The sequence below is a fragment of the Spiroplasma endosymbiont of Nomada ruficornis genome (genome assembly GCF_964030795.1).
Lineage (GTDB): Bacteria > Bacillota_I > Bacilli_A > Mycoplasmatales > VBWQ01 > Spiroplasma_E > Spiroplasma_E ixodetis_A.
In genome coordinates, this window is sequence record NZ_OZ034962.1 from 53,522 (window position 1) to 68,163 (window position 14,642).

Consider the following 14,642-nt stretch of genomic DNA (forward strand, 5'->3'; position numbering starts at 1 on the left):
ATATGAGTTATAAACATCTTGGCATAGATGAAAGGATTTATATTGAGAATCAATTGAAATTTAAATTTAAAATTAGTGAAATAGCTAAAAATCTTAATCGAAGTATTAGTACTATTATTCGAGAAATTAATAGAAATAAAGATAATAATCATTATTTTTCATTAATTGCACAAAATAAAGCTGAAAATCGAAAACAATCACATATTAGTTTTCATAAGTTTAAAAATAAGAATTTAGTAAAATATGTACAACAAAAATTACTATTAGGTTGATCACCTGAACAAATTTATGGCAGAATTAAAAATTTTCATAAAGAGTGAGTTATTAGTTTTAAAACAATTTATACTTGAATTTATTTTGGAATGTTTGATAAAGTTACTAGTAAAAATTTAAGAAGAAAAGGTAAAAAACGAAAATCTAAAGAAAATCGTGGCAAGTTTAATGGTAAATCAATTAAAGAACGAGATATAAATGTTAATGATCGTATAACACTTGGTCATTGAGAAGGAGATACTATAGTATCATCACGAGGTAAAAGCAAATCATGTTTAATAACTTTAGTTGAAAGAGTATCACGATTTACTTTAGCAATATTAGTTAAAAACAGAACTACTAAAGTTATTAATAAAAATGTCAGTTATTATTTATCAATTCTTCCTAAAAACATTGTTAAAACTATTACTTTTGATCGTGGCAAATAATTTTCAAATTGACAACAACTTGAAAAAAATTTAGATGTAAAAATTTATTTTGACAATCCATATTCACCTTGACAAAGAGGTACTAATGAAAATACTAATGGTTTAATGAGAGAAAAATTTCCTAAAAAATTTATTTTTTCAAAAACTAATAAAAATGAAGTTCATAAATTTATATTGTCTTTAAATCAAAGACCGAGAAAAATATTAAATTATCTTTCACCAATCGAATATTTGGATAGAAAAATAATTTAGTTGCACTTACCTTTACAATTTAGCTTTTAAAAATATTTTAGTAATTAAATTATTATATATAATTGTAAATTTATGAGTAAAAGTAGCAATATTATAAATTAAAATCATAATTTTATGATTTACTAACACCCAAACTAATACCTAATATAAGGTGTACTTATTATGCTATAATTACTATAGTATATTGTTGACTCTTCGTTAAAATTAAGTTTGAAAAGGAGTATTAACTATGAAAATTGGAATTATTGGAGCATTAGGAAAATCAGGACTTGCTTTAACTAAAGAAGCTTTAAAACAGGGATATCAAGTTGTTGCCATTACTAGAAATCCTATTAAAATGCCAATTCTTAATAATGATAATCGATTGACCATTAAAAAAGCTGATCTTACTAATAAAAGTAGTATTAAAGCGGTTGTTAATGATGTTGATATTTTAATTAGTGCTTACGGCCCTACTATTGATAATCCCCCAAATATTCATCAGCAAGTTGCTAAAAACTTAATTACTATCATGCATGAATGTCAAAATATTAAAAGGTTATTAATTGTTGGTGGTGCTGGTAGTTTGTTAGATGATAAGAATGAAATATTAGTAGAAACAAGTGCATTTCCTGAAGCATGAAAAGAACATGCACAACAACAAGTTCAAGCATTAGCTACTTATCGTAGCAGTGACATTAATTGAACATATTTTAGCCCTTCTTTATACTATGACCCAGAATTACCAACTTTAGGTAAATTTAAAATTGGTAACAATCATTTAATTGTTAATAAAGAAGGAAAAAGTGAGATTAGTTATGGTGATGCTGCAATTGCTATTATTAATGAGATTAAAGAACAAAAATTTATTAAAAAACGTTTTACAGCGGGTTATAATTAATATTTTGTTTGAAAGGATATTAGACAAATGGTAAAACTTACAAAAGAACAAATTTTACAAAAAACGATAACTCTAAATAATGGTGTCAAAATTCCTCAATTTGGATTAGGTACATATTTAATGGTTGATAGTAAATCTATTTATAATTCAGTAATTTGTGCTTTGCAAAATGGTTATCGTCATATTGATACTGCAGAATATTATAAAAACGAGGAGATAATTGGTAATGCAATTAAAGATTTTTTAGCAGAAAATCCAGAAGTTAAAAGGGAAGATTTATTTATTACTTCTAAAATTTGAAATGACAATCATGAATATGAACTTACTAAAGATGCTTTGCGTGGTATCCTGACTCGTTTAAAACTAGATTATTTAGATTTATGTTTAATTCATTGACCAACTAAACAAAGTTTTGAATGTTGAAGAGCCTTAGAAGAATTTTATGAATATGGTAAAGTTAGGGCAATTGGTGTTTCAAATTTTAATAGTTCACAATTAAAAGATTTTTTAAAAAAAATAAAAATAAAACCAGCAATTAATCAAATTGAAACACATCCTGGTTTTAATCAAAAAAACACAATAGATTTTTGTTACGAGAATAATATTGCTGTTACTTCATGAAGAACAAAGCTAGGTGGTAGAGCAGATGAAATACCATTATTACAAGAATTAGCAAATAAATACAAGGTTACTACTAGTCACATTGCTTTAAGATGAGCTTGACAATTGGGTCAAGTAGTTATTCCTAAATCAACTAATCCAGAGCGAATTATTAGTAATCCCGATATTGGGGGTTTTGAACTAACAGAAGAAGAAATGTTAAAAATTCAAAAATTACCACAAACTGCTTTAGGCCCACAATCTAATGATAAAAAATTTTGAAAAGGAATTATGATGGATTAAATTTAAAAAGGGGGTTAAATAATTGTGATTTGAAATGATACAACTAAGGAATTAGCAAAAAAACTAAATACTAATTTTGTTACAGGTTTAACTGAAGAAGCCGCAGCTCAATTGTTAATAGAAACAGGACCTAATCAATTACCAGTTACGAAAAAAAAGCCAATTTGAAAAATAGTTTTAGCACATTTTATTGAACCATTTGTTTTAGTATTAATTGCATTAGCAATTATTGCTACTGTTATTGGTCAATGACAAGAAGCATTAGTTGTTTTTTTAATTGTAATTGTTGATGCTACTTTGGCTACTTATCAAGAAGTAAAAGCTGCAGCTTCTTTGGACTCTTTAAAGAAATTAGTTTCTTCACAAGCAGTAGTAATTCGTAATGGTAATAAATACGATATTGATGCTAAAGATTTAGTGGTAGGTGATTTGGTTTATTTAGATGCGGGAATGTTTGTACCTGCTGATCTGCGTATTATTCAGTCTTATAATTTACGTACTAATGAATCACTTTTAACTGGTGAATCAACCTTAATTAGTAAAACTACTGAAGCATTAACTGAAGAAAAATTATCAATTGGTGAAAGAACTAATCTTGCTTTTATGTCTACTTCTATTGCGACAGGTAGTGGTCTTGGTTTAGTTTATGCAACAGCAAAAACTTCTGAAATTGGAAAAATAACTAAGTTATTACAAGAAGAAAAAGAACCTAAATCACCATTAACGCGACAAATGTCTTTTTTAATTAGAATAATTTCAGTTTTTGCTTTATTATTAGGTTTAGCTATGTTTTTACTACAATTTTTCTTAATTAAAGTACCTGCTATTAATGCTTTAATTTTTGGAATTGCTTTAACAATAGCAGTAATACCTGAAGGTTTGCAAGTTATTGTCACCGTTTCATTATCACTGGGAAGTTCAAGAATGGCAAAAAAACATGCTATTGTTAAACATTTACCTGCTGTTGAAACATTAGGTCAAGTTGATATTATTTGTTCTGATAAAACCGGAACTTTAACACAAAATAAAATGACTGTTAAAAAATATTATTTAACAAAATCAGTTAATGATAGTAATGACTTTAAAAAGAAAACTAAACAAGAACAATTATTTTTAGATTGTTTAGTATTATGTAATAATAGTGAAGTTAGTAAAAATAAAACTATTGGTGATCCAACAGAAGCAGCACTTATTAATTGATCAGAAACATTAAAGTTTCCAACAAAGGCACTTAGTGATAAACATACTCGAGTTCATGAAATACCTTTTGATTCCAATCGTAAATTAATGTCAACAATTAATGAATATGATAAAGAAACTTATGTTTTTGTTAAAGGCGCGGTTGATAATATGATTAATATTTGTACTCATACGCTTATTAATAACGAAAGAGTAGTATTAACTGCACAAATTAAAAAAGAAATAATTACAAGTATGGAAGAAATGTCAAATTCAGCATTACGTGTTTTAGGAGCAAGTTATAAAACTGTTAATAATACGAAAGATTATAGTAATATTAATGAAATTGAAAGTAATTTAACTTTTTTAGGATTAGTTGGAATGATTGATCCGCCAAGAAACGAAGTTAAAGATTCTTTAGTTAAAACTAAAAAAGCAGGTATTGATACAATTATGATTACTGGTGATCATTTAAATACTGCTGTTGCTATTGGTCAAGAATTAGGTGTGATTGAAAATAAAACACAAGCACTTAGTGGTAATACAATTGATGATATTCCAGAAGAATCATTTAATGCTAATATTAATCAATATCGAGTTTTTGCTCGTGTTTCTCCTGAACATAAAGTTAAGATTGTTAAAGCATTAAAGAGTCATAATAAGGTTGTTTCGATGACTGGTGATGGTGTTAATGATGCTCCTAGTTTAAAAGCAGCAGATATTGGAGTAGCGATGGGTATTACGGGAACCGATGTTGCTAAAGAATCTTCACAAATAGTATTAACTGATGATAATTTTGCTACTATTGTTGATGCTATTGAAGAAGGGCGTAATATTTACAGTAAAATTAAAAGAATTGTTATTTTTATTTTAATTACTAATATGGCCCAAGTATTTTCAATTGTTATTGGTGCTATTTTTGGATGAAATGAATTATTGCAACCAATTCAAATTTTATGAATTAATTTAATTGTTGAATCTGTTATTGCAATTCCAATGTCAATGGGACCTAATAACCCTGATTTAATGCTTAGAAAACCAACAAAACGGAATGATAGAATTCTTACTGGTAGTTGAGGATTTATTGGTATTGTTAGTATAATATTAAGTACCTTGTTACTATTAGCTTTTCATTTTTTACCTCAAATTTTACATGAAAATAATAGCGAAGGTTTTGGTTTTGGTTTTGTTATAATGACTAATGCTCCTTTTTTTTATGCATTTTCTTTTGTTTCAGGTGCTAATACAATTATTTTTAATAAGATTACTTGAAAAAATAAATATATTTGAGTTGCGGCGATTAGTGCTTTTGCTATTAATACTTTTATTATTTTTACACCTGTTGTTAGCAATGCTTTTGGTATTGGTGCTGGTTTTCGTGCAGTTGATTGATTACTTTGTATTGCTTTATCAACAATACCAATGTGATTATTAGAAGTGTATAAAGGAATTAGACTTTTAGTTAATAAATTAATTAAAAAAGAACAAAATAAAGTAAAAGTTAAATAATATAGAATGGAAAATTAATAATGAGAATTATTCCGTATGAATTATTTAGTTATACACCAGATATGAGTTTAACTGCATTGCGTAAGGAATTACTAATGTATGATCATTGTTTAAATAAAAAAATTACAAATATGGCAATGCAACCATTTTTAGATTTGGAACGCAACTACTTTAATTTACTTTTATGTAAATGAGAATTAGAAATGCAAAAACGAAATCATTATGTTAATTCATTATTTAAATGTTATACTAAATACAATGATTTTGAATTTGTTGCAACTCCTGATTTTTTAATTATTGAATGTTGCATACAATGAGATTTAAAAGTTTTTCAGCCATATAAATGTAATTTAAATTGATATGAAATTATGATGATGACAATTAAAAACAAAGATAAAATAAATAAATATTTTTATGAACAACTTTCTTTGTGATATAAAGAAATGTTTATGAAAATTAATAACAATGGTTCTTTTAAACCTAAGAAATTAAATATGCTAAATTGTAAAGGTAAGTGCAACTAAATTATTTTTCTATCCAAATATTCGATTGGTGAAAGATAATTTAATATTTTTCTCGGTCTTTGATTTAAAGACAATATAAATTTATGAACTTCATTTTTATTAGTTTTTGAAAAAATAAATTTTTTAGGAAATTTTTCTCTCATTAAACCATTAGTATTTTCATTAGTACCTCTTTGTCAAGGTGAATATGGATTGTCAAAATAAATTTTTACATCTAAATTTTTTTCAAGTTGTTGTCAATTTGAAGATTCTTTGCCACGATCAAAAGTAATAGTTTTAACAATGTTTTTAGGAAGAATTGATAAATAATAACTGACATTTTTATTAATAACTTTAGTAGTTCTGTTTTTAACTAATATTGCTAAAGTAAATCGTGATACTCTTTCAACTAAAGTTATTAAACATGATTTGCTTTTACCTCGTGATGATACTATAGTATCTCCTTCTCAATGACCAAGTGTTATACGATCATTAACATTTATATCTCGTTCTTTAATTGATTTACCATTAAACTTGCCACGATTTTCTTTAGATTTTCGTTTTTTACCTTTTCTTCTTAAATTTTTACTAGTAACTTTATCAAGCATTCCAAAATAAATTCAAGTATAAATTGTTTTAAAACTAATAACTCACTCTTTATGAAAATTTTTAATTCTGCCATAAATTTGTTCAGGTGATCAACCTAATAGTAATTTTTGTTGTACATATTTTACTAAATTCTTATTTTTAAACTTATGAAAACTAATATGTGATTGTTTTCGATTTTCAGCTTTATTTTGTGCAATTAATGAAAAATAATGATTATTATCTTTATTTCTATTAATTTCTCGAATAATAGTACTAATACTTCGATTAAGATTTTTAGCTATTTCACTAATTTTAAATTTAAATTTCAATTGATTCTCAATATAAATCCTTTCATCTATGCCAAGATGTTTATAACTCATATAAAAACTCCTTACTTTTTTCTAAACTAAATTTAGCATTATGAAATTTTTATATGAGAATTTTTTGCAATTTTATTTACTTGCACTTACAAGTATAATTCAGCAAATTACTTTAATAGAATGGAGATTTTATTTTTGAAAAAATAAAATTAAAGATAAAGTATATAAATATGTTGAAAAATTTCTCTTTGAAAATAGAGAAATATGAAATAGATTTGATTTTATTAGTAAAAATTGAATTAATAAAAAAATTTCTTTTTCTTTGCCTTTGGTTTTCTAAAATTTTAAATTTACTAACAACTTTTTCATTATTTTCATCTTTATTTTTTTATATTTCTCATTTAAAATAATTAAGTCTTTAATCTTCTCCTGATTTTTGCTTAATATTGCTTCTTAATTTACTGATTTCTTCTTGGTTACTTTAAGTTTTTTTGTTTTCTTTTTTTCATTTAAAATCTCATTATTTCAAAAATATTACTTATTAAATTAGTTGTTTTATCATTTGATTTTTTATTTTTTCTTTTTATTGCATTTCTTATTTTTGAAATTAAACTAAATATGTTGTTCAATTACTTCTATTTTAATTACCCTTTTTAAACAATTAACCCACTTACTTTAGCATAAAAGTAGTGGGTTAAAATTATATATTGGATAGCAACTATATGTTATCAAATTTTGTTTATTTTCAATAGACTTCTTTCATATTTGATTTAAAATTTACATTAGTTAATAATTTTAATAGCTTTTGGCAAAGTGACAGATATTAAATTAGTCGTTCCAACAAAATCAATTGAATTTCATTGAGCAGTAATTTTAACTTTGACTATTTTACTAGTAGTTGATAAATCAATAGTAGTAATTCTATTAATGCAATCTTCATCTATTATATCATATACATAATCAAGTTCTTTGATGACAATATCGTCATAACATATTTTTTGTACAGAATTATTGATGATTGAATCTAATGCATTTTCTAATTCTTCTTTTGTAACAGCATTCGGGTCAATGGCCTCAATTTGACTTGGACTATCAATATTAGTAATTTGGTTTAAATCAGTTCATGATTGTAATAAGCAGTAACTAATTGTAATATTATTTTTTTCTCCTTTAAATTTGGTTCCATTTTTAGCAACAATTTTAATATTTAAATTTAAAGTTAAAAAATCATTTTGTTTGAAAATATCAATAAAGTATAAATCTTTAAAGTAAAAATATTTTTCAAAAATTTTTATATAAACATCATATTCATTACTTGTAATAGTTTTTAAACCTAACATTGTTACTAATTTTTCTTGTAATTTATTTAAAAATTCAGATTTTATATTTTTTTTTAAATTTTAATATCCCTAAATCTATATCATTAGGAATTTTTGTTGAAATATCAATTTTTGTATCTTTTTTTGAGTCTGGTGTATCACAAGCAACTACAGTTAATGGTATTAGTGTTGATATTGCTAAAATTGATAATAATTTTAATAAATTTTTCATTTTATTTTTCTCCTTTAAATTCATTTACTTTCATATAAATTATATAAAATAGAACTTCAATACAATTATATAATATTATTCACGGCAATAAATAAGAATGACAAAAAATTTCTAAAATAAAATGTAAAAATAATTAGTAGTTTTAATGATAAAAGTTATCAAGGTTCAATAATTATTGATATAACTAAACAAACAAATATTTCAGATATTTATATGCAAAATTATTTTGCAGAGAAAACTAAACCAGTAACATCAAATAAACAGCAGGCAATTGCAAATGTTACAGATAGTTTAAAGAAAATTCAAAAAAATGAATATCTTACTAAGTCAATTAGAAGATATGTATAAAGAAAAAAATGATTTTAATCAAAGGATAATGATTATACATTAGGATTTGATAAAAGTCCTTTAATAAAAGGTATTATTGAAGGTAGAAATATATTAGCACATCAATTAATCTTTATTAGTCCATCTCAAAAAATTAGTTATTTTCCTCATTTAATTTCTATTATATATTTAGTTTTGTGATATCTTTATGAAATAGATTACTAAAAATATTTAATGTAATAATAGTTGGAAATTATACATCTTTGCCATTCTTAATTGCTTTAATATCTTTTTTTAACTGCTCTTTTAAAAATTTAATATCATTCTCACTATTTTTTACTTTTTTTAATGCTTCAATTTTAACTTTAGTATCTTTTTTAATGCTTGAATCTTATCATTTTTTTCAGATCTAATTAACAATTTGGCTCCAACTTTCTTTGTTAAAATGTGTAAACTCTTAAAAGGGTATTTTTTAATAAAAGTTTTTCATCTTCAATTAATTCTTGATTGCGAGAAGCAATAACAGTAGCTTGTAAACCACCAGAAATATTAACTGCAGTTCTGCCCATATCAAATAAACCATCTAAGGCACCAATAATACCATAAACAGCAGAATAATAGCTACCAAAACCAAGACCACCTAAAACACCAGCCGTTACAACAGCAGCAGTTCCTGGCACTCCCGCAATTCCTAATGAAGCAACTAGTGTTACAATGAAACCATTAATAAATAAAATAGCGATTGTTCAGTTGGGAAAATTACCAGGAAGGATAACACTAAATCATAAGAAAGATAAAATAATTCCAGCTTGTACTCCAGCACAGCCACTTAAACCTATTGTTGTTGAAAGTGGCATTACTGTATCACTACCCTCTTCTTTCACTTTTAAATCTTCTTTTAAGGTATTCATAGCAATTGGTAAAGCGGCATTAGAAGACTGAGTTGTAAAACCAGCAATAATTGGTTTCTGTGCTTTTACTAATCAACGATAAGGATTAATACCAAATAAATATAATGATAATAAATGTCATAAGAAAGTAATAAGTAGTGCTAAATAAGCAACCCCAATAATAATGCCAATATTAGCAAGTGCACCAATTGGTTGATTAATAATTGCTGTTGCTAGCATACTCATAACAGCAAATGGCATAATTTTAATAAACATCATTAATATTGAAATAATAATTTTTCACATTGTTTCTAAAGTGTTTCTTGCTTTGTCCATTCGTTCTTCATTATGCTTAGTTAGTTTTTTAATTGCAAATCCAATTAAAGCACCAAGTACAATAATTGTAATAATTAATGTTTGAGTAAAAACACCAATTAAGCTGCTAGGAACGTAACTAATGATAATTTCGGGAATTGTTTTGGCAGTAGTTTTATCGTAATTACAACCATCAGTTAAATTAAAACCTTGCCCAATTTTGAAAGCAATTCCTAGTCCAAAGGCAATAGTAAAAGCAATAGCCACATTTATTAATAAAATAGTAATACCAACTCCTGAAACTTTAGTTATTGTTTTTGAGTTACTATTTTTTTTACTAGTAATTCTAGCGATAGCTAAAAATACTAATGGAATAGTTAACATAGTAATACCAATAATAAAAATAGTTTTTAATAATTCAATTCAGTATATGAGAATTTTTTGCAATTTTATTTACTTGCACTTACAAGTATAATTCAGCATAAAAATAGAAAGTGCTAGGATAATACTAAAAAAGACAATTATCCCGATTAGACTTTGTCAGTGTGAAATACCAACAAAGTCTCTTAATAAGTTAATATTGTCATTACTAAGAGTTGTCATAGTTGCTACCTCATTCTTTTTATTTTTTATAGGTTATGACGATGTTACTTTTCTGCTTGCTATATGAATAATATCACTAGTACGAGCAAAAGGAGGTGAATAAACTAAATCTAAATCTTGTAAATCACGGATGTCCATTTTATTTCAAATGGCAGTAGCAAGAGCATTAATTCTTAATGTGGCATGATTATAACCTGCCATTTGTGCTGCCAGTAATTGGAAATTTGTTTTATCATAAAATAGTTTTAAGTATAAAGGACGAGATTGTTTTAAGTATCTTGGTAGATCATAATCTTTAATATAAACACTACCAATTTTATTTTTATCAATCGTATCAAAACTACCAGTTTTTGTTATTTCTAAATTACCAACACGTAAAATACTTGACCCTAAAGTTCCTGGATATTTATGTTCTGGGTTTTTAATATTATCAGCAATAATACGTGCCATTTTATTAGCATTAGTTGCCAAGGGAACATATATTGATGATTTATCAAATTGACTATATATTTGTGCACAATCACCACCACTATACATATTTGAAAACTTTTTTGTAAGATTTTCTTTAGAAGGAATTTGACAGAATTCGTTAATAATAATTGCTTTATTTTTGTTTAATTCAATATTGCTATTTTGTAAAAAATTCGTATTTGGTTCAAAACCAACTGCTAGTATTACTAAATCACAAGGTATTGTTTTTCCGTTTTTTTTATCATTTACACTTCTTAAACGCAAATCATTAACATTATTATGAGTCATCATTAGTTCTTCAACTTGATAGTTTAGTAAAATAGTGGCATTGTTTTTTGATTTAGTTTTATGATTAATATTTTTTTTGGTTAGTTCATCATAAATTAATTGACTAAATTCTTTATCAACAACGTCTGCCATTAATCGATCTTTCATTTCAACGATTGTGACATCTTTTTTTTGTTTTAAGCACGCTTCTGCCATTTCCATGCCAATAAATCCACCACCAATAATAACTATTTTTTTAGCATTTTTCATTGCTTTTTTTAGATTTATGGCATCTTCTTTAGTAAAAACATTATAAACATTATGTGGTAAAATACCATGACTAAAAGGTGGCGGAATTTTTGGTTTGGCTCCTGTTGCAATAACTAAGGCATGATAAGATACAACTTTTGCTTTAGTTTTATCGTCTATTGTTTTTTTGACATGAATTTCTTGTTTTGCTGTATCGACTTTAATAACATTTTGATTTAAATGAATTTTATTTTTATTTTTATTATTAGTTTTTTCTGAAAAATCTTTTTTTGTACGGTCATTTAAAAGTTTTTTATCTTTAAATTCATTAGCAATATAATAAGGAATACCACAAGCACCAAGTGAAATATAGTTTTTTTCTTGATAAACATGGATATCAAAGTTTTTATCACTATTTTTTTCACTACGTAATAATTTATTCGCAACTCCCATCCCAGTCGCACCAGCACCAATAATAATAACTTTAATTTTCATTTTTATCATCGCTCCACTCTCATTAATTATAATATATATTTAATAAAAAAATCAATTAATAGTGTTTATCTTAAGTATTGATTCATTTTTGAACAAATTCTAAAGTAGTGTCACTAATGCCCTTATCAGTTACTAAATTATATTCATTAACAACTTTGTGGTCTAAATCACCAATTAAAAAACTTTGACCGTGGTTAGCATCAAGGATAGTGTATAATGAACTTTTTTTTGGTATTTCATAGCGAATTTTTTCTTGAAATAATTCGTTAGCATTAGTGTAGTTAATAAAGTGATCATTTTGACCATGAAGAAATAACATTGGCATATCAGGTATTCGTTTTAAATATTTAATTGGTTGTATTTCTTGTAAACCATCAACACCAAATGCTTTTTGTGCTTTTTTACGACTTAATTTCAGCATTAAATTAGTAGGTAAGAAAGCATAGTTGTATAGTTTTTCACTATAGGTACGATCTAAGCGACTAAATGTACAATCAGAAATAATGAATTTTACTTTTTGATTAATTTTATGTTTTGCATATAAATTGCTTCACATTACTACTGTTGCGCCACCTAATGAAAAACCATATAATCCTAAAGCAGTAGTTTCTGGTTTATATGTTTTACAACAGTATTCAATAATGTCTTGTAAATCTTGTGATTCTTTTAAACCAAAAGTTGTTGGTGATGCATCACTTTCACCATGGTTACGAGCATCATATCAAATAACATTGTAGCCAGCACGTAAAAAAATGAAAGCTTGTTTAAATATTCAAAATCTTGTATTAGTTATTCCGTGTAATAGAATTATTGTTTTATTATTATTTTCATTTTTAAGGGGACTTTTTAAAAGATTACCGTATAATGTTAAATTGTCAATTGATGTTTTAATTGAAAAAGGAATTATATTTTCATGTTTTTCTAGGTATTCTCAATATTCAAAATACATTGGCCATTTTGCTAATTCAATTTTAACTTTCGGTTGAAATTGTGAATTATATTGCAAGCATGCTTTAAACATTTCAATTGAATTTATATTAACTTTTTGTCTTAATTTTATTCTATTAATACTACTTTGTTTCATTGGTTTTCCTCACATTTTAGGTCATACATTTTAATAGTCGACATTATTTAGTATTGTTGGTTTTGGTTTACAACGAATATATTTTTTATATTTTTTATAAGGTATAAATTTAATATATTTGTATTTGCTAACTACGTGTTGTCCATTATTTTTACTATTTCGTCGTAAACAGGGTTTTACTTTTTTGATTTTAAAAGTACCAAAATTAGGAATAGTAATTACTTTACCTAGTTGGTTAATATTTTTAATTTCTTCAATTACACAATTAAAAACTATTTCAATATCTTGAATGTTAAATTTAGTTTTATCTGATACTCTTGCAATTAATTCTTTTGCGTTCATAAAAATCAACCCTATCTGTTTGCCCATATCCTTCTAATATTATTTTATATTATTTTATTTATAAAATGTAATCTATAAATTTTTCGTACTTTGCTTGTTAATAATTTTATATGCTAAATTGTAAAGGTAAGTGCAACTAAATTATTTTTCTATCCAAATATTCGATTGGTGAAAGATAATTTAGTATTTTTCTCGGTCTTTGATTTAAAGACAATATAAATTTATGAACTTCATTTTTATTAGTTTTTGAAAAAATAAATTTTTTAGGAAATTTTTCTCTAATTAAACCATTAGTATTTTCATTAGTACCTCTTTGTCAAGGTGAATATGGATTGGCAAAATAAATTTTTACATCTAAATTTTTTTCAAGTTGTTGTCAATTTGAAAATTCTTTGCCACGATCAAAAGTAATAGTTTTAACAATGTTTTTAGGAAGAATTGATAAATAATAACTGACATTTTTATTAATAACTTTAGTATTTCTGTTTTTAACTAATATTGCTAAAGTAAATCGTGATACTCTTTCAACTAAAGTTATTAAACATGATTTGCTTTTACCTCGTGATGATACTATAGTATCTCCTTCTCAATGACCAAGTGTTATACGATCATTAACATTTATATCTCGTTCTTTAATTGATTTACCATTAAACTTGCCACGATTTTCTTTAGATTTTCGTTTTTTACCTTTTCTTCTTAAATTTTTACTAGTAACTTTATCAAGCATTCCAAAATAAATTCAAGTATAAATTGTTTTAAAACTAATAACTCACTCTTTATGAAAATTTTTAATTCTGCCATAAATTTGTTCAGGTGATCAACCTAATAGTAATTTTTGTTGCACATATTTTACTAAATTCTTATTTTTAAACTTATGAAAACTAATATGTGATTGTTTTCGATTTTCAGCTTTATTTTGTGCAATTAATGAAAAATAATGATTATTATCTTTATTTCTATTAATTTCTCGAATAATAGTACTAATACTTCGATTAAGATTTTTAGCTATTTCACTAATTTTAAATTTAAATTTCAATTGATTCTCAATATAAATTCTTTCATCTATGCCAAGATGTTTATAACTCATATAAAAACTCCTTACTTTTTTCTAAACTAAATTTAGCATTATGAAATTTTTATATGAGAATTTTTTGCAATTTTATTTACTTGCACTTACAAGTATAACTCAGCATTATCAAAAAATATAGGTTCT

The 14,642-nt window shown here is 25.1% G+C and carries 14 protein-coding genes; 6 read left to right on the forward strand and 8 right to left on the reverse strand.

The features are described from left to right. Positions 1 to 2: 2 nt before the first annotated feature. From AAHM79_RS00255 to AAHM79_RS00280, 6 genes are all read left to right on the forward strand, one after another. On the forward strand, positions 3 to 701 hold the full coding sequence (locus AAHM79_RS00255) for an IS30 family transposase (protein WP_342257785.1): 699 nt from the start codon (positions 3 to 5) through the stop codon (positions 699 to 701). A 105-nt stretch (positions 702 to 806) separates the two neighbouring features. After that, a complete protein-coding gene (locus AAHM79_RS00260) occupies positions 807 to 953 on the forward strand; it encodes a hypothetical protein (protein WP_342257786.1) in 147 nt (48 codons plus the stop codon). A gap of 229 nt (positions 954 to 1,182) precedes the next feature. Next, positions 1,183 to 1,833 (forward strand): NAD(P)-dependent oxidoreductase, encoded by a 651-nt coding sequence (locus AAHM79_RS00265; protein ID WP_342257787.1) that lies wholly within the window; start codon positions 1,183 to 1,185, stop codon positions 1,831 to 1,833. Between the two features lie 27 nt (positions 1,834 to 1,860). Continuing rightward, positions 1,861 to 2,736: an aldo/keto reductase gene (locus AAHM79_RS00270; RefSeq protein ID WP_342257788.1), complete on the forward strand. Its 876-nt coding sequence runs from the start codon at positions 1,861 to 1,863 to the stop codon at positions 2,734 to 2,736. 24 nt (positions 2,737 to 2,760) lie between these two features. Next, positions 2,761 to 5,424, forward strand: coding sequence for a cation-translocating P-type ATPase (locus AAHM79_RS00275; RefSeq protein ID WP_342257789.1), 2,664 nt, complete (start codon positions 2,761 to 2,763; stop codon positions 5,422 to 5,424). Between the two features lie 20 nt (positions 5,425 to 5,444). Beyond that, a complete protein-coding gene (locus AAHM79_RS00280) occupies positions 5,445 to 5,948 on the forward strand; it encodes a hypothetical protein (protein ID WP_342257790.1) in 504 nt (167 codons plus the stop codon). On the opposite strand, the gene AAHM79_RS00285 is transcribed toward AAHM79_RS00280, so the two are convergent. From AAHM79_RS00285 to AAHM79_RS00320, 8 genes are all read right to left on the reverse strand, one after another. Beyond that, positions 5,945 to 6,895, reverse strand: a complete 951-nt coding sequence (locus AAHM79_RS00285; RefSeq protein ID WP_342257791.1) for an IS30 family transposase — start codon at positions 6,893 to 6,895, stop codon at positions 5,945 to 5,947. The genes AAHM79_RS00280 and AAHM79_RS00285 overlap by 4 nt on opposite strands. A 722-nt stretch (positions 6,896 to 7,617) precedes the next feature. Beyond that, complete coding sequence (locus AAHM79_RS00290; protein ID WP_342257792.1) at positions 7,618 to 8,175, reverse strand: hypothetical protein; 558 nt, start codon at positions 8,173 to 8,175, stop codon at positions 7,618 to 7,620. Positions 8,176 to 8,197: 22 nt separating this feature from the next. Further along, positions 8,198 to 8,386 (reverse strand): hypothetical protein, encoded by a 189-nt coding sequence (locus AAHM79_RS00295; RefSeq protein WP_342257793.1) that lies wholly within the window; start codon positions 8,384 to 8,386, stop codon positions 8,198 to 8,200. Between the two features lie 767 nt (positions 8,387 to 9,153). Further along, positions 9,154 to 10,365, reverse strand: a complete 1,212-nt coding sequence (locus tag AAHM79_RS00300; RefSeq protein ID WP_342257794.1) for a cation:dicarboxylate symporter family transporter — start codon at positions 10,363 to 10,365, stop codon at positions 9,154 to 9,156. 189 nt (positions 10,366 to 10,554) lie between these two features. Beyond that, positions 10,555 to 12,003 (reverse strand): FAD-dependent oxidoreductase, encoded by a 1,449-nt coding sequence (locus AAHM79_RS00305; protein WP_342257795.1) that lies wholly within the window; start codon positions 12,001 to 12,003, stop codon positions 10,555 to 10,557. A 70-nt stretch (positions 12,004 to 12,073) separates the two neighbouring features. Beyond that, positions 12,074 to 13,087, reverse strand: coding sequence for an alpha/beta hydrolase (locus AAHM79_RS00310; protein WP_342257796.1), 1,014 nt, complete (start codon positions 13,085 to 13,087; stop codon positions 12,074 to 12,076). Positions 13,088 to 13,117: 30 nt separating this feature from the next. Continuing rightward, positions 13,118 to 13,429 (reverse strand): HU family DNA-binding protein, encoded by a 312-nt coding sequence (locus AAHM79_RS00315; RefSeq protein ID WP_174480240.1) that lies wholly within the window; start codon positions 13,427 to 13,429, stop codon positions 13,118 to 13,120. 136 nt (positions 13,430 to 13,565) lie between these two features. Next, positions 13,566 to 14,516, reverse strand: coding sequence for an IS30 family transposase (locus tag AAHM79_RS00320; protein WP_342257797.1), 951 nt, complete (start codon positions 14,514 to 14,516; stop codon positions 13,566 to 13,568). Positions 14,517 to 14,642 lie beyond the last annotated feature (126 nt).